The 22,591-nt window shown below is 64.7% G+C and carries 20 protein-coding genes and 1 tRNA gene; 15 read left to right on the forward strand and 6 right to left on the reverse strand.

The window, feature by feature from the left end; translation table 11 throughout:
* Positions 1-93: 93 nt before the first annotated feature.
* The 3 genes from XaFJ1_RS09985 (at position 94) to mfd (ending at position 5,385) form a co-directional block, all read left to right on the forward strand.
* Positions 94-951 carry a 23S rRNA (adenine(2030)-N(6))-methyltransferase RlmJ gene (locus XaFJ1_RS09985; protein WP_012916548.1) on the forward strand — a complete coding sequence of 286 codons (858 nt, stop codon included), beginning with the start codon at positions 94-96 and terminating at the stop codon, positions 949-951.
* A 255-nt stretch (positions 952-1,206) separates the two neighbouring features.
* Positions 1,207-1,749 carry a GNAT family N-acetyltransferase gene (locus XaFJ1_RS09990; RefSeq protein ID WP_012916549.1) on the forward strand — a complete coding sequence of 181 codons (543 nt, stop codon included), beginning with the start codon at positions 1,207-1,209 and terminating at the stop codon, positions 1,747-1,749.
* Positions 1,750-1,884: 135 nt separating this feature from the next.
* Positions 1,885-5,385, forward strand: a complete 3,501-nt coding sequence (gene mfd, locus XaFJ1_RS09995) for a transcription-repair coupling factor (protein ID WP_012916550.1) — start codon at positions 1,885-1,887, stop codon at positions 5,383-5,385.
* A gap of 289 nt (positions 5,386-5,674) precedes the next feature.
* Here the strand turns inward: mfd and gpmA are convergent, their stop codons facing one another.
* The gene (gene gpmA, locus XaFJ1_RS10000) at positions 5,675-6,424 is read right to left on the reverse strand and encodes a 2,3-diphosphoglycerate-dependent phosphoglycerate mutase (protein ID WP_012916551.1); all 750 of its coding nucleotides are present in this window, start codon (positions 6,422-6,424) and stop codon (positions 5,675-5,677) included.
* A 174-nt stretch (positions 6,425-6,598) separates the two neighbouring features.
* Between gpmA and nfi the strand changes: the two genes are divergently transcribed.
* The gene (gene nfi, locus XaFJ1_RS10005; protein WP_012916552.1) at positions 6,599-7,312 is read left to right on the forward strand and encodes a deoxyribonuclease V; all 714 of its coding nucleotides are present in this window, start codon (positions 6,599-6,601) and stop codon (positions 7,310-7,312) included.
* A 235-nt stretch (positions 7,313-7,547) separates the two neighbouring features.
* Positions 7,548-8,018 (forward strand): hypothetical protein, encoded by a 471-nt coding sequence (locus XaFJ1_RS10010; RefSeq protein ID WP_012916553.1) that lies wholly within the window; start codon positions 7,548-7,550, stop codon positions 8,016-8,018.
* A 60-nt stretch (positions 8,019-8,078) separates the two neighbouring features.
* Here the strand turns inward: XaFJ1_RS10010 and XaFJ1_RS10015 are convergent, their stop codons facing one another.
* Complete coding sequence (locus XaFJ1_RS10015) at positions 8,079-8,939, reverse strand: pirin family protein (RefSeq protein ID WP_012916554.1); 861 nt, start codon at positions 8,937-8,939, stop codon at positions 8,079-8,081.
* A 29-nt stretch (positions 8,940-8,968) separates the two neighbouring features.
* Positions 8,969-9,169 (reverse strand): hypothetical protein, encoded by a 201-nt coding sequence (locus XaFJ1_RS10020; protein ID WP_045756928.1) that lies wholly within the window; start codon positions 9,167-9,169, stop codon positions 8,969-8,971.
* Here XaFJ1_RS10020 and XaFJ1_RS10025 point away from each other — a divergent pair.
* The 8 genes from XaFJ1_RS10025 to XaFJ1_RS10055 all read left to right on the forward strand — a co-directional run bounded on the left by XaFJ1_RS10025 (position 9,168) and on the right by XaFJ1_RS10055 (position 18,044).
* The gene (locus XaFJ1_RS10025) at positions 9,168-11,240 is read left to right on the forward strand and encodes a carbon starvation CstA family protein (RefSeq protein ID WP_012916555.1); all 2,073 of its coding nucleotides are present in this window, start codon (positions 9,168-9,170) and stop codon (positions 11,238-11,240) included. The two genes, XaFJ1_RS10020 and XaFJ1_RS10025, sit on opposite strands and share 2 nt — an antisense overlap.
* Positions 11,240-11,464 (forward strand): YbdD/YjiX family protein, encoded by a 225-nt coding sequence (locus XaFJ1_RS10030; RefSeq protein WP_012916556.1) that lies wholly within the window; start codon positions 11,240-11,242, stop codon positions 11,462-11,464. Before XaFJ1_RS10025 ends, XaFJ1_RS10030 begins: the two co-directional genes overlap by 1 nt.
* A 245-nt stretch (positions 11,465-11,709) precedes the next feature.
* Positions 11,710-12,567 carry a hypothetical protein gene (locus XaFJ1_RS15905; RefSeq protein ID WP_012916557.1) on the forward strand — a complete coding sequence of 286 codons (858 nt, stop codon included), beginning with the start codon at positions 11,710-11,712 and terminating at the stop codon, positions 12,565-12,567.
* Positions 12,564-13,067: a Tle-like phospholipase domain-containing protein gene (locus tag XaFJ1_RS16200; protein ID WP_012916558.1), complete on the forward strand. Its 504-nt coding sequence runs from the start codon at positions 12,564-12,566 to the stop codon at positions 13,065-13,067. Before XaFJ1_RS15905 ends, XaFJ1_RS16200 begins: the two co-directional genes overlap by 4 nt.
* Positions 13,064-15,004, forward strand: a complete 1,941-nt coding sequence (locus XaFJ1_RS10040; protein WP_012916559.1) for a hypothetical protein — start codon at positions 13,064-13,066, stop codon at positions 15,002-15,004. The genes XaFJ1_RS16200 and XaFJ1_RS10040 overlap by 4 nt, the downstream gene beginning before the upstream one ends.
* A 208-nt stretch (positions 15,005-15,212) precedes the next feature.
* Complete coding sequence (gene ftsY, locus XaFJ1_RS10045) at positions 15,213-16,478, forward strand: signal recognition particle-docking protein FtsY (protein WP_012916560.1); 1,266 nt, start codon at positions 15,213-15,215, stop codon at positions 16,476-16,478.
* A gap of 172 nt (positions 16,479-16,650) precedes the next feature.
* The gene (mutY, locus tag XaFJ1_RS10050) at positions 16,651-17,712 is read left to right on the forward strand and encodes an A/G-specific adenine glycosylase (RefSeq protein ID WP_045757336.1); all 1,062 of its coding nucleotides are present in this window, start codon (positions 16,651-16,653) and stop codon (positions 17,710-17,712) included.
* Positions 17,713-17,765: 53 nt separating this feature from the next.
* A complete protein-coding gene (locus tag XaFJ1_RS10055; protein ID WP_012916562.1) occupies positions 17,766-18,044 on the forward strand; it encodes an oxidative damage protection protein in 279 nt (92 codons plus the stop codon).
* A 75-nt stretch (positions 18,045-18,119) separates the two neighbouring features.
* On the opposite strand, the gene XaFJ1_RS10060 is transcribed toward XaFJ1_RS10055, so the two are convergent.
* Complete coding sequence (locus XaFJ1_RS10060; protein WP_012916563.1) at positions 18,120-18,371, reverse strand: DUF6491 family protein; 252 nt, start codon at positions 18,369-18,371, stop codon at positions 18,120-18,122.
* 63 nt (positions 18,372-18,434) lie between these two features.
* Positions 18,435-20,294: a formylglycine-generating enzyme family protein gene (locus tag XaFJ1_RS10065; RefSeq protein ID WP_012916564.1), complete on the reverse strand. Its 1,860-nt coding sequence runs from the start codon at positions 20,292-20,294 to the stop codon at positions 18,435-18,437.
* Positions 20,295-20,412: 118 nt separating this feature from the next.
* On the opposite strand from XaFJ1_RS10065, the gene rnd reads away from it, so the two are divergent.
* On the forward strand, positions 20,413-21,498 hold the full coding sequence (gene rnd / locus XaFJ1_RS10070; protein WP_012916565.1) for a ribonuclease D: 1,086 nt from the start codon (positions 20,413-20,415) through the stop codon (positions 21,496-21,498).
* Between the two features lie 102 nt (positions 21,499-21,600).
* Here rnd and XaFJ1_RS10075 read toward each other — a convergent pair whose 3' ends face one another.
* Complete coding sequence (locus tag XaFJ1_RS10075; protein WP_012916566.1) at positions 21,601-22,008, reverse strand: H-NS histone family protein; 408 nt, start codon at positions 22,006-22,008, stop codon at positions 21,601-21,603.
* A gap of 268 nt (positions 22,009-22,276) precedes the next feature.
* On the opposite strand from XaFJ1_RS10075, the gene XaFJ1_RS10080 reads away from it, so the two are divergent.
* Positions 22,277-22,352: transfer RNA gene (locus XaFJ1_RS10080), tRNA-Ala, on the forward strand.
* The last annotated feature ends 239 nt before the right edge of the window (positions 22,353-22,591 follow it).

Below are 22,591 nucleotides of genomic sequence, written 5' to 3' on the forward strand. Positions count from 1 at the left end.
TTACACGCCATGGACGGTGTGACATGCACAGCCTCAGCCGACACCGCGACGGGCTCCATGGCCGTGCGCGGTGTCGGCCCGTACACTGCGTCGATGAACTATCGTCACGCTTACCACGCCGGCAACCATGCCGACGTCCTCAAACATACCGTGCTGCTGGCATTGCTCGATGCGCTCAAGCGCAAGGACAGCGCCTTCTTCGTACTCGACACCCACGCCGGCCGTGGCCGTTACCAGTTCGCCGCCAACGAGGCACGCAAGACCGGCGAGGCCGCCGCCGGCGTGCTGCGCTTGATGTGCCACCCCACTCTTCCGGAGGGAGTGGAACGCTACCTGCGCGCGGTGCAAGCAGACAACCCCGTCGGCACGTTGCTCAGCTACCCAGGCTCGCCGCTGCTGGTGGCGCAGGCGCTGCGTGCGCAGGACCGGCTCGCCGCATGCGAACTGCAAACCGAGGAAGCCGCCGAACTGAAAACACTATTCGCCCACGACCGCCGCGTGCAGGTGCATGCCGGTGACGGCTACGCGGCGATCAAGGCATTCCTGCCACCAAAATCCGGCAACGCCAGGATCAGACGCGGCTTGGTGCTGATCGACCCACCCTACGAAGCCCAGGCTGCGGAATACCCGCTGATCGTCGCCGCATTGCGCGAAACGCTGACGCGCTGGCCGCAGGCGATCTGCGCCGTGTGGTATCCGATCAAGCAACGGCGCAGCTTGCAACCATTCTTGCGCAAGGCGACAGCACTGCCGGTGCCGTCGATGCTGCTTGCCGAATTGCAGGTCCGCCCCGACGATTCGCCGCTACGACTCAACGGCAGCGGCATGCTATTGCTCAACCCACCCTGGCAGTTCGAACAGACGCTGGCCGAAACGCTGCCGATCCTGCAAACGCATCTGGGCGAAACCGGCGCCAAGACCCGCCTGGAGTGGCTCAAGCGCGAAGCCTGAGCCGCACGGCACATCGTCGGACCGAGCACACAGCGGGGCATGCGCCGCGCGAGGACCCCTCCCCCTCGACTGCGCACCGCTATCGCACTACGACACCATAAACCCACGCAACGGCCTGCGCGAAACGGCGCGTCTCGGCGGCCACTACACCGCACTCCCACTACCAGCGGCAACGCAAGCAAGACAGCATGCATTCACAGACGACGGCCTGGTGATAATGCGAGAATCGCGAGCCTGATCGAGGACAAGACGGCCATGGCGACCCGCAACCGCATGCCTCCTTGGCATGAAACCTTCACCCTACCCAGCGGACGCGAGCTGCTGATACGGCCGATCCGGCCTGAAGATAGCGCACCGTTGCAAGGTGCCTTCGGCTTGCTCGGGCCGAGCGAAATCCGCACGCGCTTTCTGCATTCGGCACAGGAATTGAACGAAGAAATGGCGCAACGGCTCACCCATCCCAACCCGAAGGCGGAACTGATCCTGGTGGCCGCCGAGCCACTGCCGCCCGGCGAAGCGGTGGTCGGCGCCGTCGCCCGCGCCACGATCACGCCGGGCACCCGTGAGGCCCAATGCGCGATTTTGCTCAGCAACTTCGTCGCCGGCCAGGGCCTGGGCCGGCAACTGATGCGCAAGCTGGTCAAGTGGGCGCGACGCAAATATCTGGACCGACTCTACGGTGAGGTCCTCGAACACAATGTGCCGATGTTGCAACTGACCGAATCGCTCGGTTTCCAGAAGATGCCGCATCCTGACACATCGGGCCTGGTGCGCGTGATACTGGAATTGGGCAACTGAAACCAGCGTACACGCCACTCGCATAGACCATTCCTTGGTTCTCTGCGGCATCCACCGCCGCCGCCTCAGGCGGCGGCGTTTCTCCGGGCCAAAGCCACCGGCTCTCGCCCATGGCTTTGCTAAACTCGACAGCCGATGCCGTCTATTTCCTTCCCCGTTCCGCCGCTGCCCAAGTCCGGTCAGCTCCGCGCGCACTGGCGCGCACCCGCCTCCTCCACCGCGCTGGCCTGGCACATCGCCTGCGCCGCCGCCGCGCATCGCGGACCATTACTGGTGATCGCGCGCGACAACCACAGTGCACACCAGATCGAGGGCGACCTGCATACCCTGCTAGGCGGCGACACGCCTCTGCCAGTGGTGCCATTTCCCGACTGGGAGACCCTGCCCTACGACCAGTTCAGCCCGCATCCGGACATCGTCAGCCAACGCCTGGCGGCGCTGCAACGATTGCCGACCCTGCAACAGGGCATCGTCGTGGTGCCGGTACAGACGCTGATGCAGCGGGTGGCGCCACTGCGCTACATCGTCGGCGGCAGTTTCGACCTGCGCGTGGGCCAACGCCTGGATCTGGACGCGGAAAAGCGACGGCTTGAAAGCGCCAGCTATCGCCACGTGCCGCAGGTCATGGATCCGGGCGACTTCGCCGTGCGCGGCGGTTTGCTCGACGTCTACCCGATGGGCGCCGACGCACCGCTGCGCATCGAACTGCTGGACGATGACATCGATTCGATCCGCGCATTCGACCCGGAATCGCAGCGCTCCCTAGACCACGTGGATACGGTGCAGATCTTGCCCGGGCGCGAAGTACCGATGGACGATGCCAGCGTGGAGCGGGTGCTGACCACGCTACGCGAGCGTTTCGACGTGGACACCCGGCGCAGCGCACTCTACCAAGACCTGAAAGCGCGGCTGGCACCGTCGGGCATCGAATACTACCTGCCGCTGTTCTTCCAGGAATCGCGCGGCACCGGCGCAAGCGCACGCGATACCACCGCCACCCTGTTCGACTACCTGGGCGAGCGCGTGCTGCCGTTGATCGCACCAGGAGTGGGTGCCGCTGCCGATGCATTCTGGGCGCAGACCCAGGCACGCTACGAACAACGCCGCCACGACGTGGAACGGCCACTCCTTGTCCCCGAGGAGCTGTACCAGACGCCGGACACACTGCGCGAACGGCTCAACACGCTGGCGCGCATCGAGGTGCGCGCGGCAGACCATCCGCGCATCGACGAGGCGCAGACGCTGGGCGACCAACCGCTACCGCCGCTGCCGGTGGCCGCCAAGGACGCCGCGCCGGCCGCAGCGCTGAAGCAGTTCCTCGAACATTACCAAGGGCGCGTGCTGATCGCCGCCGATTCGCCCGGCCGACGCGAAGCGCTGCTGGAAGTGCTGGCCGCCGCTGATCTAAAGCCGCAGGTGCTGGCCGACTTCGCCGCGTTCGCCGCCACGACCGGCCCCGCCTTCGCCATCGCGGTGGCACCGCTGGACGGCGGCTTCGCGCTGGAGCAGCCGCGCATCGCGGTCCTGACCGAACGCCAACTCTTCCCCGAGCGCGCCAGCCAACCGCGGCGCAGCCGCCGTGTCGGGCGCGAGCCGGAAGCGATCATCCGCGACCTCGGCGAGCTGTCCGAAGGCGCACCGATCGTGCACGAGGACCACGGCGTGGGTCGCTACCGTGGGCTGATCGTGCTCGACGCCGGCGGCATGCCCGGCGAGTTTCTGGAAATCGAATACGCCAAGGGCGACCGGCTGTACGTGCCGGTGGCCCAGCTGCATCTGATCAGCCGCTACTCCGGCGCCTCGGCCGAGACCGCGCCGTTGCATTCGCTGGGCGGCGAGCAGTGGGCCAAAGCCAAACGCAAAGCCGCCGAAAAGGTCCGCGACGTCGCCGCCGAACTGCTGGAAATCCAGGCGCGGCGCCAAGCCCGCGCAGGTCTGGCACTACAAGTGGACCGCGCGATGTACGAGCCGTTCGCCGCCGGCTTCCCATTCGAAGAAACCCCCGACCAGTTGGCCGCCATCGAAGCCACTCTGCGCGACCTGGCCAGCAGCCAGCCGATGGACCGCGTGGTCTGCGGCGACGTCGGCTTCGGCAAGACCGAGGTCGCGGTGCGTGCCGCTTTCGCTGCGGCCAGCGCCGGCAAACAGGTCGCGGTACTGGTGCCGACCACACTGCTCGCCGAACAGCATTACCGCAACTTTCGCGACCGTTTTGCTGACTATCCACTCAAGGTCGAAGTGCTGTCGCGCTTCAAGAGCACTAAAGAAATCAAGGCCGAGTTGGAGAAAGTCGCCGCCGGCACCATCGACGTGATCGTCGGCACCCATCGCCTGTTGCAAGCGGACGTCAGGTTCAAGGATCTAGGCCTGGTCATCGTCGATGAAGAGCAACGCTTCGGCGTGCGCCAGAAGGAAGCGCTGAAGGCACTGCGCGCCAACGTACACCTGCTGACCCTGACTGCCACGCCAATCCCGCGCACACTGAACATGGCCATGGCCGGCCTGCGCGATCTATCGATCATCGCCACCCCGCCGCTGAATCGGCTAGCGGTGCAGACCTTCGTCACTCAGTGGGACAACGCGCTGCTGCGCGAAGCCTTCCAGCGCGAGTTGGCGCGCGGCGGCCAGTTGTACTTCCTGCACAACGACGTGGAAAGCATCGGGCGCATGCAGCGCGAATTGAGCGTGCTGGTGCCGGAGGCGCGCATCGGTATCGCCCACGGGCAGATGCCCGAACGCGAACTGGAAACCGTCATGCTGGACTTCCAGAAACAGCGCTTCAACGTGTTGTTGTCGACCACCATCATCGAATCGGGCATCGACATCCCCAACGCCAACACCATCGTCATCAACCGCGCTGACCGTTTCGGCCTGGCGCAATTGCACCAATTGCGCGGTCGCGTCGGTCGCTCGCACCATCGCGCCTACGCCTACCTGCTAGTACCAGATCAACGCAGCATCACTGCCGATGCACAAAAGCGCTTGGACGCGATCGCTTCGATGGACGAACTCGGCGCCGGTTTCACCCTGGCCACCCACGATTTGGAAATCCGTGGTGCCGGCGAATTGCTCGGCGAAGACCAGAGCGGGCAGATGGCCGAAGTCGGCTTCAGCCTGTACACCGAACTGCTGGAACGCGCGGTGCGCAGCATCCGCCAGGGCAAGCTGCCGGATCTGGACAGCGGCGAGAACACGCGCGGCGCCGAAGTGGAACTGCACGTGCCGGCATTGATCCCGGACGACTACCTGCCCGACGTACACACCCGCCTGACCCTGTACAAGCGCATCTCCAGCGCCCGCGATGGCGATGGCCTGCGTGAACTGCAGGTGGAAATGATCGACCGCTTCGGCCTGTTACCAGAGCCGGTGAAGCATCTGTTCGCGATCGCCGAACTGAAACTGCAAGCCAATGCGCTGGGCATCCGCAAACTGGAATTGGGCGAACACGGTGGGCGGCTGGTGTTCGAGAGCAAGCCCAACATCGATCCGATGACCATCCTGCAAATGATCCAAAAACAGCCCAAGCTGTACGCGATGGACGGCCCGGACAAGTTGAAGCTCAAACTGCCGCTACCGGAGTCGAGCGAGCGCTTCAATGCCGCGCGCGGCTTGCTGACGGCACTGTCGCCGCGCTGATTGCTCGGCGACTCGGCCGAGAAGATGGTCGCCACGGTGGTGAAAAGCGTCACGCACGTCCACGTCACAAGCCAACGTCAAACGCCTCTGCGCGCCGCCGCTGGGCGCGCAGGTCAAACACACACCAACGCGATCCTGCCAGCACAAACCAGCACAAAAAGGCCAGATGCAGGTGTGGGTGGACGCCGGCAGCGAGGCTGAGGCCGGCGACCAGCGCGCGACGCGCTCGCAGCACCTCCAAGCTCCACGCGCACCGGCACCTGTGCGCGTGGACACGACGGCTTGGTTGTTACTTCGCCTTGCCCTGATTGGCCACTGCCTCGGCGGCACGCTTCGCCGCTTCCGGGTCGCCTAGATAGCGGTAGGAGCGCACTTGCAAGGCGTCGTCCAGTTCGAACAACAGCGGGATGCCGGTGGGGATGTTGAGTTCGAGAATCTGCTCGCGCGAGACCGCGTTCAAATACTTGTACAGCGCGCGCAGCGAATTGCCGTGTGCAGTGACCAGCACCGTCTGTCCAGCCTTGAGTTGCGGCGCGATGGCATCGTGCCAGTACGGCAGCACGCGATCGAGCGTGCTCGCCAGCGACTCGGTAGCCGGCAGCGCATTGCGGTCGAGTGTGGCATAACGGCGGTCGTGCAGCGGGTGGCCCGGATCGGCGGCATCCATCGGCGGCGGCGGGATATCGTAGGAACGGCGCCAGATCTTGACCTGTTCCTCGCCGTGTTTGGCGGCGGTTTCGGCCTTGTCCAGGCCTTGCAAGCCGCCATAGTGCCGCTCGTTGAGGCGCCAGCTCTTGTGTACAGGCAACCAATCCTGATCCAGCGCGTTCAGCGCCCCCTGCAAGGTGTGAATGGCGCGCTTGAGCATCGAGGTATGCGCCACATCGAATTGCAGCCGCTCCTCGCGCATCAGCCGACCGGCGGCCACGGCTTCCTGACGGCCTTGCTCGGTGAGGTCCACGTCCACCCAGCCGGTGAAACGGTTATCCAGGTTCCACTGGCTCTGGCCATGGCGCAACAGTACGAGTTTACGGGTCACTACGACGGTCTCCGTGAGAGGAAAAGACAGGACATTACCCACGGATTGTAACGGCATGACGCAAGCCGGTGCCGTCGCCATGGTGCTGCCCCCATAGGCGACGCCCCCACAAGCCGCGTCCCAGGCGCATCCACAGCGCGGCAACGCCCACGCTGTCAGCATGTGCACATGCAAATGTCTGGAAACTCTGCGGTATTCGGCGACTGGGATGGCAGCATCGCGCAGGCGCGCGCCATGCAAACGACACTGGCACGGCAGGTGCGGCTGCACGACGAGGTCACCGATCCACCGCGCTGGTTGGCCGGCGTCGATGTCGGTTTCGAAGACGAGGGCCGCATCACCCGCGCCGCCGCCGTGCTGCTCGACGCACACACGCTACAACCACGACAGACCGAGATCGCCCGCGTGCCCACCACGATGGCCTACATTCCCGGCCTGCTGAGCTTCCGCGAATTGCCAGCGCTACTGGCCGCGCTGGCATTGCTGCGACAGCGTCCGGATCTTGTCTTCGTCGACGGCCAGGGCATCGCCCATCCGCGCCGGCTCGGCATCGCCGCGCATTTCGGTGTGGTCACCGGGCTACCCAGCATCGGCGTGGCGAAAAAATCGCTGGCCGGCCATTTCGATGCACCCGGTGCGCAAGCCGGCGACTGCAGCCCGATCCTGCATCGCGGCGAGGTGGTCGGCTGGGCGCTGCGCAGCAAGGCGCGCTGCAATCCCTTGATCGTTTCGCCCGGACATCGCGTGAGCGTAGACAGCGCCTTGCACTGGACCCAGCGTTATCTGCGCGGCTACCGCCTACCGGAACCGACCCGGCTGGCCGACCGGCTGGCCTCGCGCCGTGGCGAGGTCACCGTGCATACCGGGACAGCCGGGAGCTTGTTCTGAGGCAGACGCACGTGTGTTCACCTTGTTGCGTCGCATGCGAATCGTCAGCCAGCGCCGCCTGGGCTATCGTGCACTACACTGGCGCCAAGCGGGGGCCGCGCACCGGGACATGCACCGCGCCAACGGGGGGATACACAGCAATCGCGCATCGCATGGGGAAACCCTGTAAGCGAGCGTGATTGGCGTGCACGCAAAAACCGGAACCGTCGCACCAAGACCCATGGGGACATCGCAAATGAAGCTTGCAATCGTGTGCAACGTGTTTCTGACGGTGGCCGTCGCGCTGCAAGCGACCACCGTGCTGGCGCAACAGGCCCAGAACTGCCCGCAACTGCCGCCGCAGGCCAGCCTGCAGTGGAACGAGCGCAGCGACAAAGGCCTCATCGTCTGTCGGGCGGCGACCGCCGATGGCCGCCAGGTGCTGGGCATCATGCTCACCGCGCACGACCCGCACATTCCGCTGTCGCGCACGCTACGCGAGGAAAAAGGCAGCATCGGCGGCGAGATGGTCCAATGGTACCGACCCGACGTGGGCGGTGCCGAGATACCCGGCCTGGCCTCGCGCCGGATCGCCATTATTGAACTGAAAAAAGGCCAGTTCGCACAGGTATGGATCGATGCCGGCGATGCGCAGGAACTACAGAAACTGCAAGGGCTGGTGCAAGCACTGGACATGCATCAGGCCAGCCTAGCACTGGAGCACTGAGGACAGCGGCCAAGCGGATCGGCCTGGCGCTGCGGTAAAGCGACAACGCGGATCCTGCGCTCAGAAGCGCCCTTCCTGGAAATCCACGAAGGCCTGCATCAACTCCTGGCGCGTGTTCATCACGAACGGCCCATGCCGTGCCACCGGCTCGCGCAAGGGCCGTCCTGCCACCAGGATCAGACGCGCTCCCTGCTCGCCAGCCTGGAGCTGTAATAGATCGCCACCGCCAAGCACCGCCAAGGTCTGCGCCGACAGTGGCCGTGTCTCCGCTCCCACACCCAGTACCGCAGCGCCTTCGAACATATACGCGAAGACGTTGTGCCCGGATGGCAGCAGGTACGACCAGCGCGCATCGGCCTCCAACGCGATGTCCAGATACAACGGATCGGTGGCTGGCTGTGCAATCGGCCCATGTACCTCGCCGATTTGGCCGGCGATGACCTTGATCGTCACGCCCGCGGCCGGCTGGATCAGCGGAATGCGCTCCGGCGCGAACTCCTGATAACGCGGCGCGGTCATTTTCTCGCGGGCCGGCAGATTCACCCACAATTGGAAACCGCGCATACGCCCGGACTCCTGTTCCGGCATCTCCGAATGCACCAGACCGCGACCAGCGGTCATCCACTGCACGCTACCCGGAGTCAACAGACCCTCGTTGCCGTGGTTGTCCTTATGCCGCATGCGCCCATCGAGCATGTAGGTGACCGTCTCGAAACCACGATGCGGATGGCTGGGAAAGCCGCCGATATAGTCCTCGGCGCGGTCGGTGCCGAATTCGTCCAGTAACAGGAACGGATCCAGCTCGGGCAGTTCGGCGCCACCGATCACGCGGGTCAGCTTGACCCCATCGCCATCGGCGGTGGCATGGCCGCGAATCGTGCGCAGGATGCGCGCCGGTTCGGTAGTGGAAGTGTCGGTCATGGCAGGCGATCTCGCTGGGGAAGTCACCACTATGGGAGCGACCACGGCACCGGCCAACTGCGATCGGCGCAACCCATCGTTCCATCGCGCAGATGCCGACACGGCCAGTGCCGGTCGGCGTGCCCGTGTCGCGGCCGCATACAGGTGCGCGCGAAATACCAACTGCCGGCCTTGACCGCGCGCAGCATCGCGGCGACGCTTGCCGCATCCTCGAGGAGCATACGCCGCATGAAAACGGTTTCCAAACTGGCCTGGGCCGCACTCGCCGTGCTAGCGGCGTTCTGTCTCGGCACGCTCGCCCTGCGCCGCGGCGAACCCATCAACGCACTGTGGATCGTGGTCGCCGCCGTCTCGATCTACCTGATCGCCTACCGCTTCTACAGCCGCTTCATCGCCGACACGGTCATGCGGCTCGACCCTACCCGCGCCACGCCCGCTGTGCTCAAAAACGATGGCCTGGACTACGTGCCAACCAACAAGCACGTGCTGTTCGGCCACCACTTCGCCGCCATCGCCGGTGCCGGGCCGCTGGTCGGGCCGGTGCTGGCCGCGCAGATGGGCTACCTACCGGGCCTGTTGTGGCTGGTGGTGGGCGTGGTGCTGGCCGGCGCGGTGCAGGATTTCATGGTGCTGTTCCTGTCCAGCCGCCGCGACGGTCGCTCGCTCGGGGATCTGGTACGCGAGGAAATGGGCCAGATTCCAGGCACCATCGCACTGTTCGGTGCCTTCCTGATCATGATCATCATCCTGGCGGTGCTGGCGATGGTGGTGGTCAAGGCGCTGGCGCAAAGCCCATGGGGCATGTTCACGGTGATCGCGACCATGCCCATCGCGCTGCTGATGGGCGTGTACATGCGCTACCTGCGCCCAGGCAAGATCGGCGAGATTTCGGTGGTCGGGCTGATCCTGTTGCTGGCGGCGATCTGGTTCGGCGGTCGCATCGCCGCCGACCCGGTCTGGAGCGTGGCCTTCTCCTTCACCGACATGCAGGTCACCTGGCTGCTGATCGGCTACGGCTTCGTCGCCTCGGTGCTACCGGTGTGGCTGCTGCTAGCGCCGCGCGACTATCTGTCCACCTTCCTCAAGATCGGCACCATCCTCGCCCTGGCCATCGGCATCGTGGTGGTGATGCCCGCGCTGAAGATGCCGGCGACGACCGCCTACGCGCACACCGGCATGGGCCCGGTATGGGCCGGTGGCCTGTTCCCGTTCCTGTTCATCACCATCGCCTGTGGCGCGGTGTCCGGCTTTCATGCGTTGATCGCCTCCGGCACCACGCCCAAGCTGCTCGCCAACGAAAACCACATGCGCTACATCGGCTACGGCGGCATGCTGATGGAATCGTTCGTCGCGGTGATGGCGCTGGTCGCCGCCTCGATCATCGAGCCCGGCGTGTACTTCGCGATGAACGCGCCGGCCTCGATGGTCGGCCACGACACCATCGCGGTCGCGGCCAAGGTCTCCGAGTGGGGCTTCAGCATCACCCCGGACGTCCTTCAGGCCACCGCGCACGACATCGGCGAAAGCAGCATCCTGGCCCGTGCCGGCGGCGCGCCGACCTTGGCGGTGGGCATCGCGCAGATCCTGCACCGGTTGCTGCCGGGGGAGAACATGATGGGTTTCTGGTACCACTTCGCGATTTTGTTCGAAGCGCTGTTCATCCTCACGGCAGTCGACGCTGGTACCCGCGCCGGCCGCTTCATGCTGCAAGACCTGCTCGGCAACTTCGTACCGGCGCTGCGCCGCACCGAATCGTGGGGAGCCAATATACTCGCCACCGCCGGCTGCGTGGCGCTGTGGGGCTATCTGCTGTACACCGGGGTCAAGGATCCGTATGGCGGCATTCGCACACTGTGGCCGCTCTTCGGCATTTCCAATCAGATGCTGGCCGGTATCGCGCTGATGCTGGGCACGGTGGTGCTCTTCAAACTCAAGCGCGACCGCTACGCCTGGGTCACCCTGATCCCGGCACTATGGCTGCTGCTGTGCACTACCTGCGCCGGGCTGATCAAACTCTTCGACGCCGACCCCACGCAAGGCTTTCTGACGCAAGCGCACAAATTCCGCGACGCCATTGCCAGCGGCACCCTCACCGCACCGGCCACATCGATGGCGCAGATGCAGCAGATCGTCACCAACGCCTACGTCAATGCCGGGCTGACGGTGCTGTTTCTGTGCGTGGTGTTCGCGATCCTGATTTACTCGATCAAGACCATCCTCGCCGCACGCCGCAACCCGCAGCGCAGCGACCGCGAAACTCCCTACGTTGCACTACAACCACACCAAATGGCGGATATGTGATGCGTACTGATCTAGTTCCCGTCGGCCACTACCAAGCACACCGCCGACTGTGGCGGCGACTGGTGCAGACCGCACGACTGTGCTGCGGCATTCCCGACTACGACAATTACGTGCGGCACATGCTGGAGAAACATCCAGAGCAGCAACCGATGGATTACAAGACCTTCTTTCGCGAGCGCCAGGAAGCGCGCTACGGCGGCAAGAACGGGTTTCGTTGTTGCTGAGTCGTCCGTACCGTGCAGGCCATGCACGAGCGCATGGCCTCGGCGGCGCAGCGGGCGGGCGCCGTAGTCGCGCTCATGAACCCTGTCGCGCCACTGGCCGGGAGGGCGCCAGACCATGAGTACCGCCTGCCATGGCCTCGCCGACCCCATGGGCAGGTCAGGCCGTGGCGGCATCGGCCCTGTGGCGTAAGATCGCAAGTGCAGTGGGGAGGCTTGGTCAAAATCAAAAGGAGAGGTCACGCGCGATGAGCCAGGACACCGACGATCAAGACGATCACAGCGACAATCCCTATCGTCCGCGCAAACTCAAGGTGCGCGATCCGCTGCACGATCTGCAGCTGCTGCGCGATATGGCGATCATCAATGCGCGGGTGCGCGCCGAGCTGGGGCCGCTGCCACCCGGCGGATTGCCGGTGGAACCCAAGCGTAAACCCGCGCCGTGGCCGTACCGGCCTGCCGCCGCATCCGCGCCCCATCCCCCCGAGGACGATCCGATGAAACTGCACCACCTTGCCGCCACCGCCATCATGCCCCTGGCCCTGACCGCTGCGGGTTGCTCCAAAGGCATCGATGTCGGCAATGACGGCGCCACCGGTCACCTCAATCCGCACCCGGTCAAACGCTACGAAGTGATTGCCACCTCACATGCTCCGGGGCCGTGGGATTCGATCAAGGGGTACATCGGGTATGACGTCATCAATGAAAAATGCGTGCCGATGATGCCGTTCGTTGGTGTGCGGCAGACGCCTAATACTGGACTCGATGTTCCCATGACACAGGTGGACGATCACACGTGGAAGGGGTATTTCTATCGCGACGCCTTGCTCGATGAGGACTACTTCAAGCTTGGCGTGTGCCACTGGGATGTCACGAGTGTAGGTGTCAGCGCAAAAGGGCAAGGCGTAACGTTCGGTTGGGGCGGTATGTTGGTGGAACTGCTGCGAGAAAGTCAGGAGGTCTACTACTTCAAGAAAAGCTCATATGGGGATCGGCATCTCGTTGAGTATGGTGCTCAAACCCTTGTGGGAGACGACGATGAGGTTCTTCAGCATCCAGATGCTCACTTCCAAGTCACCATCTCTGTCAAGGAAGCCAGGCCATGAAGCCTACTGATCAAGCGCGTGCTGACGCTGCTGTTAATTCGTATATCAATCGTTCGAAGAGCGATGTCGACAGTCAAGATTATATATATCTAAGTAATGCGAAATATACCATCTTCGGCTACGCGAACGATCCTATCAGCGGTTTCCACGCGACGGCATATCAGACTGCGGAGAAGCCATATCGGATCATCATCGCCTATCGCGGCACCGACCCAGGTCTATTTTCAGGCGAGACCAAGGCGGAAAAAGCGCAGCATGCGCTCACCACCCTCCAGGACATCGCTGTCGATGCCACGATGGTGCGCGACGCCGTCAATCCGCAAAAAGCCGCCGCCGATGCGTTCACGGCAAAGATGCTCGCCAAGGCCGCCGCACGAGGTATCCCCAAAGACCACGTGACCGTCGCCGGCCATTCTCTCGGCGGCGCGCTGGCGCAGATCGAGGCGGCCAAATACGGCCTGGCCGGCTCCACCTACAACGCCTACGGCGCGAGGGGGTGACCGATGGCGCGCCGCAGCCCGGCTGCCACGTCACCAATTACCGCATGGCCGGCGATGTGGTGAGCGCGGCCAGTCCTCACGTCGGCAGCATGGTGCCGTTGGCCAGTCATGACGATGTGCAGAGCCTGCGCGCTGGCCGGTATCTGGATGCGCCCGTCGGTGCGCCGCCCCCGAATGTCCTGCTGGCGATGCGATTGGGCGACCACGGCGGTGCCCAGCACTTCGGCAGCCAAAGTCCGGACAACGTCCTGGCCCCGCATCATTTCAGCGAAGCGTCGCAGCGTTACGCCGACCACCAAGCGGCCTTCGAGCATTTCACCTGGGATGTGTCGCACGAACGTGCCGAACTGTCCCAGGCGCTACGCCAGATGCGCGCGCACCCTGACCAAACCCACCTGCCAGCGGATATCCAGCGGCAGGTGAACGAATACCTGGCGTTGAACTTGGACACGCCGCTGCGCGAGGCCATCGAACATAACGCGCACGTGCAGAGTACAGCACACAGTTTGCACGATGCCGGCGATGCCGCGCGTTCGGTTGGCCATGCGGTACACGACGTGGACGAGCGCATGGCCTCGGCGGCGCATCGGGCGGGCGTCGCGGCTTTCCCATTGAACCCCACGGCGTCGCTGGTCGGCTTGGCGGCGGGCGAAGCAGCGCATCTGCACGGGCGAGTTGCAGATGCTGCGGGCCGCTATGTCGGCGATCAATTCGAGTGGGCGAAAAACGCCGTCGAACAGGGGGCGCACCATGTTGCCGAAGCGGCACAGCGGGCCATCCATGATCCTGACGTCCAGGCGGCAGGGACCAATGTCGTGAATCAGGCGGTCGATCTCTATCATGGCGCGCAGTCCGCCGCACATTCGTCCGCCGGACAGGCCGTTGGGCAAGCATACGACGGGATCAAATACATCGTCTCGCCCGGCATCGACGCGGTCGAGCACGCCGCCGGGCAAGCCTACGACACGCTGATGCATCCGGGGCAGTGGTTCCAGCACAGCGCGCCAGCAGCGTCGATCCCTCCCACATCGACGAACGCGGATACGTCTTCCTCCTCTTCATCATCATCCGCTGCTGCCGCGTCCATGCCGCCGCCGGCCATGGACAGGCACACGGGCCAGCAGGAAGACCACGCCTTCCAGCAGCGCCAGGAACACATACGGCAGGCGCAGCAGCAGGCGGCGCACCTGGCGCAAGCACACCGGCAGACACAACAGCCACCGGCTCACAGCAACCCGGCCCATGAAAAACCGGCCACCGTGGACATGCATGAGCAGGCGCGGATCGCGCAACTGCAGCAGCAGGAACAGCAAGCGCAGGCAGCGCGCGAGCAACAACACCGCCTCGCATTGCTGGCCTACGAAAATCCGTTCTCGGTGTACGAGAAGAGCAAGGTGCTGCGGATCGATCCGCAGCAAGCGTTAGCGCAATCGCCCGAGCAGCATGCCGCCACCACCTGGCGGGTACGGGAAGCGACCCATGCACCGGCGCCGCCAAGCCGTGCCATCGCCCCCGTGGCGATCACCGCCGAGGATATGCGCCATCCAGCGCACGCGAGTCATGCGCTGTTCGAACAGGCGCGTGATGCCATCGCCGATGCGCACGAACGCTGGGGCCGTCCCGTGCCGGATGCGGAGCAGTTGGACGGCCATGCGGCACAAGTCGTCGTGGAGACGCGCAAGTTTGGTCATACCGAAGTTGAGAAGATCTATCTGGACATGCCGCAAGGCCATACGACTCAGACGCCGAATTACCTGGCGAAATCCCACGGACAGCTATGGGCGCGCATCGATGCGCCGCAACTGACGCAAGCGCCGGACGTGGCCCAGGCTAGCCAGCAATTGCAGAGCGTGGAGCAGCAGCGGCTCGCCGAGCAGGCGATGCAGGCCCAGCGCGCGGCGCAGATGCAAGGGCAGGGGCTGGTCATGAGGCTGTAGGTGGTAGTGGGAGATGCCCGAGGACGTTGAGCATGAAATTGCGGGCCGTGCTCGACCGCAATGCACAAGGAACACCGCAACCACGCAAGACCAGAAATACCGCACGCCCAGGGAAAACCCAACGTGCCACCATGCGCCGACGCAGCGCCGCGCAAGGCCTATCGGCTGCAAGTGGTAGCATGAGCCGTTTCCGCCCAACGCGTCATCCATGGTCAGCCTATTCCGCCGCAACAAGCCCCAGGACAACGCTGGCGAAAGCCGCACGCCACGTTACAGTACCGAGGAATTGGCTGCCGCCTTCCCGAAGCCCGCTGGCGCGGCACCTGCCGCCGGCGCCGAACCATCTGCGCCAACACCCAACCCGACGGAACAGGCGGCGCCGATAACGGCCGCCGCCATCGCTCCCCCGCCTGCCGAACCACCGCAGACATCGGCTCCGCCAGCACACGCTGACGCGCCCCCGCCAGCCACTACGCCGATACCTCCTGTAGCGACCACCGCAGCAACAGCCGACCATGGTCTGGTGCGCAGCGATGCCCTGCCCGCCGCGCCAGCGGGCAAGCCGGGCTGGCGCGAGCGTCTGCGCAACAGCAGTTTCGCGCGTAGCGTGGGGAGTTTGTTCTCGCGCAATCCAAAACTCGACGACGACCTACTCGACGCAATCGAGACCGCGCTGATCACCGCAGATGTGGGCATCCCCGCCACCACCGCACTGATCGAGCAGTTGCGCAAGCGCATGAAGGCGCGCGAATTCGCCGACGCCACGGCGCTGCAGCGCGCGCTGCGCGCCGATCTACTGGCAATCCTGCACCCCGTGGCCAAGCCATTGCAGATCGACCCCAACGCTAAACCATTCGTGGTGCTGACCGTCGGCGTCAATGGCGTCGGCAAGACCACCACCATCGGCAAATTGGCCAAGCGCTTCAAGGACGAAGGCCATAGCCTGATGCTCGCCGCCGGCGATACCTTCCGCGCTGCGGCGGTGGCGCAATTGCAGATTTGGGGCGAGCGCAACGGCGTGAGCGTCATCGCGCAGGGCCAAAACGCCGATGCCGCTTCGGTGGCGTTCGACGCACTGCAAGCCGGCAAGGCGCGCGGCACCGATATCCTGATCGCCGACACCGCCGGCCGCCTGCACACCCAGACCGGCTTGATGAACGAACTAGGCAAGATCCGTCGAGTCATCGGCAAGTTGGATGCAAGCGCACCGCACGAAGTCCTGATGGTCATCGATGGCACCACCGGACAGAACGCGCTGTCGCAGTTACGCCAGTTCCATGCCGCGGTCGGCGTGACCGGACTAGTAGTGACCAAGCTCGACGGCACAGCCAAGGGCGGCGTGGTGTTCGCGCTGGCGCGCGAGTTCGGCATCCCGATCCGCTTTGCCGGCATCGGCGAACGTCCCGAGGATTTGCGCGTGTTCGACGCCGAGGCGTTCGTCGACGCGTTGCTGCCCGAGGCGCTGGGCGGCTGATCCGGCGGCTGGCCGCTGCTGTGCTGCACGGAGCTGGATTACAGAGAACCGCTCCTGTAACAAGAACACCCTGCCCATACAGACACCATTGCAATCCCGTCATGCTGCCTGGCGCCTCATGCGCACCGGCCAGCAGCCTCTGCCGATGAGAAAAAAGAGCACTCCCGCACTGATGCACCAGCCCGCAGACCACTTTGCCGCCCACCTGCTCGCCTGGTTCGACCGCCATGGGCGCCACGACCTGCCGTGGCAGCATCCACGCAGCCCCTACCGGGTGTGGTTATCGGAGATCATGCTGCAGCAGACCCAGGTGGCGGTGGTGATTCCGTATTTCCTGCGTTTCCTGACGCACTTCCCCACGTTGTCCGCACTGGCCGCCGCCGACAACGACGCGGTGATGGCACAATGGGCAGGGCTGGGCTACTACGCGCGCGCGCGCAATCTGCATGCCGCAGCCAAGCATTGCGTAGCGCTTCACGACGGCGAGCTGCCGCGCGATTTCGAAGCGCTAAACGCGCTGCCTGGGATCGGCCGCAGCACCGCCGGCGCGATTCTCAGCCAGGCCTGGAACGACCGCTTTCCGATCCTCGACGGCAACGTCAAGCGCGTGCTGACGCGCTACCACGGCATCGCTGGCTATCCGGGTCTGCCAGCGGTGGAGAAGCCGCTATGGGCGATGGCGCATGCCCATGTCGGTGCCGTTCCCGATGGGCGCATGGCTGACTACACCCAGGCGCAGATGGATTTCGGTGCCACCCTGTGCACTCGCGCCAACCCGGCCTGCGTGCTGTGCCCGCTGCAGGACGACTGCGTGGCGCGCCGCGATGGCTTGGTCGATGCGCTGCCCACGCCCAAGCCGGGTAAGACGCTGCCCGAACGCGAGGCGGTGGCCCTGCTGCTGGAGAACGCCGCTGGCGACTTGCTACTGCAGCGGCGACCGCCGACCGGCATCTGGGCCGGGCTATGGACGTTGCCACAGGCCGAGACCGAAAGCGCATTGCGCGACTGGTTCGCCCGCCATGCCAGCGGCCGCGCCTTCGACGCGGCCGAGCCGCTGTCGCCCATCGTTCATACCTTCAGCCATTACCGCCTGCACCTGCAGCCACTCCGCCTGCGCAAGGTCGCCCTGCGCGATGCGCTGCGCGACAATGACGACCTGCGCTGGGTCGCACGTACCGCGCTATCGGCGCTCGGCCTGCCAGCACCGATCCGCAAACTGCTCGACGGTCTCTAGCGCGTGTGATGCACTCCACGCACCAACGCCACGACGCACCCCCAGGAACCGCTATGTCCCGCACCGTTTTCTGCCAATACCAACAACGCGACACCGAGGGCCTCGACTACGTGCCCTACCCCGGCGAACTCGGCAAGCGCGTGTTCGCGCAGATCGGCAAGGCCGGCTGGCAGGCATGGCTGGCACACCAGACCATGCTGATCAACGAGAACCGCCTGTCGCCGCGCGACCCCAAACATCGCGCCTTTCTGGAGGCGGAGTTGGAAAAATTCCTGTTCCAGGGCGGGGCCGCCAAGCCCGAAGGTTATGTCGCGCCGGGACCGGAATCCTGAGCGCCGCAGCAAGGCAAGGCTGAGGCAAACGCCCTGGTCGCCGCAGTCGCCGTGTGTCCACCCCTCCGCCGTGGCTCAGCCCCCGGAAGCCGGACGCGTGCGCTCTTGCATATTGGCCTCGCGCAATGCCTTTTCTGAGGCCCGCAGCGCCTTGACGTCGAGCGGACGGATGCGCTCGATCCGACAGGGCAGACGGATCGTCGTGGGACCGCCACCGAGCACCAGCACATCATCGAACCGTGTCGAGATCTCGCTGCCAAAATGGGTGATGGCGATGCTCGGAGCGAAATCCAGATCCTTGCAGCGACCGGCGAACTTCAGCCGCAAAGCAGCCGCCAGCGACGGGCACCAAGCGACGGCACACCGTCCCTTGACCGGCGTCAGACAGGATCAAATACCGCGTACCAAGCGAAAGCCCACGCGGGCACTGGTGCTATCCGAATCCCGCATCCAGCGCCACGCGGCACGGGTCTGCTCCGGGGCGTTGGCCCAATTGCCGCCGCGCACCACCCGCGAGCGGCAACCGGGGTTGTACCAGGCCGCGCCATCGGCGGGCGCGCGACGATAGCTAGCATGCCAGCAATCGGCAACCCACTCGCTGACGTTACCCGCCATGTCGTGCAGCCCCCAAGCATTGGCTGCAAAACTACCAACCGGGGCCGGCCCCCAGAATCCATCGGTGTAACCGACGAAAGCGTTCTTCCAATGTCGGCCACTGGAAGAGACATCGCCAATGCCGGTGAAATTACCGCTATCGCGCGGCGGCGTGCCGGCATTGCCCCAGGGATAACGACCTTGGCTACCGGCGCGCAAGGCATATTCGAACTCGGCCTCGCTGGGCAGCCGATAGTGGCGCCCGGTCTGCTGCGACAGCCAGGCCGCGTAGGCCTCGGCATCGCGCACGCTGACGTGGATCACCGGGCTGTTCGGTGCCGCGCGCGCTCCCTTGTAGTCCGATTGCCAGTCCACTCCACTGCGACGCATAAAGTTGCCGCTGCGTTCGTCGTACACCGTGGAGTGGCCACGCCGGGTCGCGCGTGGTCGCACCTGCGTGGCCTCGACAAAGCGGCGAAACTCGGCCACCGTGACCTCGGTGATCGCCATGGCGAACCCCCGTTCGAAGCGCACGTAGTGCTGCGGCATCTCGCTCGGTGCGGCATCCGGCTCGGTCTCGCCGGCACCCATGCGAAAGCCACCGTGAGGCACCACGATCATCTGCGGGCCGCGCGTGCCACCGCGCATGGCGTCGGTGAACACCTGACCAGGGCGAAAGCTACCGTAATGCGCAACCAGATCGATGCGTTCGCGCAGCATGGCGGCAACCGGATCGCCAGGATCGGCGATGCGCAACATTTCCTCGAGCCGCGCACGCGCGGCTTTCAAGCCTGCCGGCGTGACCAGATCGCGCAGAGCGGCATCGCGTAACGCGGTGATCCGCGCAATCCGCATCTGTTCCACTCGCTCGCGCGCATCGTGAACGGTAACGGCGTCATCGCGCACGCGCCCGGCCTGCGCCAACCAAATATCGGCAGCGGCGAAATTCGATGCCATGGCGGCCACCTCGGCACGCCGGATCAACGCGCTTTCCACCGCTGCCACGCCTTGCCGCGCACGCGCGTCATCGGCATCCAGTTCCAGGGCCTCGCGAAAATTGGCAAGCGCCCCGCTACTGCCGTCCTCGCCGAGCCGACCGGCGCGCAGGTCGTCCTCGCCTGCACGGTTATCGGCCAACACCCGCGATGCGGTCTCGAACCGCTGCTGCAGACGCCACACCGCCGGATCCTCCGCATCCAACCAGCGCGCCACCATCGCGATGCGGTCAACGCGTTCCAGCACCGGCTCCGAGCGCTCCGGGTCGCGCAGCGCGTCCTCACCGAGTTGCAACAACCGCCGTCGCGCCTTGCGTAGGCCATCCCGTGCGACGCGATCCTTCGGCACTAACGTCCGGATTGCCAGATACAGCGGAATCGCCGCCTGCGCATCCTCGAACAGATGGTCCTCAGCCAACGCACGCGCGGCATCGCGCCGCGCCTGGTCCAGGCCGCTGCGTGCTAACGTCGGCAACGGTGGTTGCCATTGCGCCACGATCTGCGCGGCGTCTTCGCCACCGACGGTGACACTGGGTGCACGCACTGTCCTGGCCGGTGCTGCCGACGCAGCGGCAGGCATCGGCGTGGACGTCTGTCGTGCACAGCCCACAAGTATCCCCACCAGCAGGATCCAGACCATCACCACGCCGCTCGTGCGCACCTTATCCTCCGAACAGATTGGCCTCGTGACGCAAGCCTCCGGCGCATGTGCGACCGGCGGGACGACGTTAGGCTATTCTCGCCTGCCTGAGCAAACCCTGCATTCAACGGGAAATCACGTGCCTTATTGGATCAAGCATCCCAACGAGCTGGCCGAGCGTCTGGCGCAACGACCGGCCAGGATCGGACTGGATACCGAATTCGTCCGCGAACGCACCTACTGGCCGCAACTGGCGCTGGTGCAAATGGCGGTAGCCGAGGAGATCCTGCTGATCGATCCGCTGATTCCCGGCATGCCGCAGGCGCTGGCGCCATGGCTGAGCGACCCCGGCATCCTCAAGATCATGCACAGCGCCAGCGAGGACCTGGTCACGTTCAAGTGTGCCTGCGGCACGCTACCGCGGCCGCTGTTCGACACCCAGATCGCAGCCGGCTTGGCCGGCATTGGCGCCGGCATGGGCTACCAGAAGCTGGTTCTGGACATCACCGGCATCCACCTGACCAAGGGCGAGACGCGCTCGGACTGGCTGCGCCGCCCGCTTTCGCCCGCACAACTGGAATATGCCGCCGACGACGTGCGTCACTTGTTCGCGCTGCACGACACATTGCACGCACGGCTGCAGGCGCTGGATCGCAGCACCTGGTTACAAGAAGACGGCGAACGCCTGCTTGGCACGGTGGAGCAGGAGGAGGGCGAACGCTGGCCGCACCTGAGCATGCGCGCTGCACAGTTCATGGAACGTCCGGCGCAACTGCGCCTGCTACGCCTGCTACGCTGGCGCGATGCGCAGGCCCGGCATAGCGACAGGCCACGCAGCTGGATCCTGGACAACGAACTGGCCACCACGCTGGCACGGTTTCCACCGGACGATCGCCAGGGCCTGCAAGCACTACTCGACAAACATCCGCAAGCACCACGCAAGCTGGGCGATGCGTTATGGCAAGCATTGACCACGCCATTGCCGGACGAGGCGGACGCGCCGCTGGCGCAGGCCTCCAGCGACGGGCACAAGGCGACGTTGAAGCGCCTCCAGGATGCGGTCGCCACACGCAGCGCCGAACTCGGCCTGCCCGACGGCCTGCTCGCCTCGCGCAAACATCTGGAAGCCCTACTGGAGAGCGCCCAGTGGCCGCTGCCCCTAGCCGGCTGGCGTCGGCGCGAATTGGAACCACGGCTGCAACCACTGCTAGATGGCGCTCGCTAGCCGCACCGACCCGACCCGACCCGACCGGCGCACCCGGTCGATCCTGCGGAAAATCAAGACCGCGCATAATAAGGCCAGGCATCCCTGGCCTGTGCGGCTAGCTCAATATTTGAACAGCGGAAACTTCAACTCCGGGTGGCGGGCCTTCCATTCGTTATACGCGGCGGTACCCTCCCAGGCGGCGAATGGCTTCGGCGTGCGACCACGGCCGGACCAGGTTTCGCCGGTATGCGGCAGCTGATACTTCGGCTTGACATCACTACGGCCACTGGCAGCCTTGGCAGCCTTGGTGACCTTGGGCGCCGGAATGGTGACGTAAGAAGCGATTTCGTTGCGCTGTTTCGTGTTGAAGAACTCGGCGAACTGCTCCAGCAGCGACAACACGTTGGCGTGGGCAGCATTGGTCTGACTCTCGCGCGCCTGTTTCTCCTGCTCTTCTAACTTGCGCATTTCTTCTTGCAGCTTGGCCTTGGCTTCGGCGATTTGTTGCAAGTTGCGAACTTCCGTCATTTTGAAAATACCTGTTTCTGTCATGAGTGTTTGGAACGGACGGAATAATGGCGTCCGTCAAGGTGAAATCACACGTGGAGATTTCAGTACGACAGTATATCGGCATCGGCCGATAAAATGCATGGAGTTCTAGCAAACAAAGAGCACCAGCAAAGCAGATGCCGTTAGCGCGATGCGTAGCGCCTGGGCCGCCCCGCTACCGTTGTAGGCGATGCCGCCTCCCCCTTGGCATGCGGCCTTGGCTCCAGTTAGACTATGGCCTTGATGTGGGGCGGTAGCTCAGCTGGGAGAGCGTCGCGTTCGCAATGCGAAGGTCGAGGGTTCGATCCCCTTCCGCTCCACCATATTCACGTGCTGAACGTTGCGATCAAGGCTGGAAAGTCCTGAAATTACAGGCTTTCCGGCCTTTTTCGTATCAATCGCAATCCAACCTGGACCAGCCAAATCTGGCGGTAACCAGTGCATCTGTCTTAGTGAAATTCCCCGAAATTTCCCATTGCCAGACTGATCGGGAGCATTCCGCCAGCACAAGCAGCTTAGTTTCGACAACAAGCCGTTACGCCAACGCGGCATGACTCAAACC

Source organism: Xanthomonas albilineans, from assembly GCF_009931595.1.
GTDB classification, from domain to species: domain Bacteria; phylum Pseudomonadota; class Gammaproteobacteria; order Xanthomonadales; family Xanthomonadaceae; genus Xanthomonas_A; species Xanthomonas_A albilineans.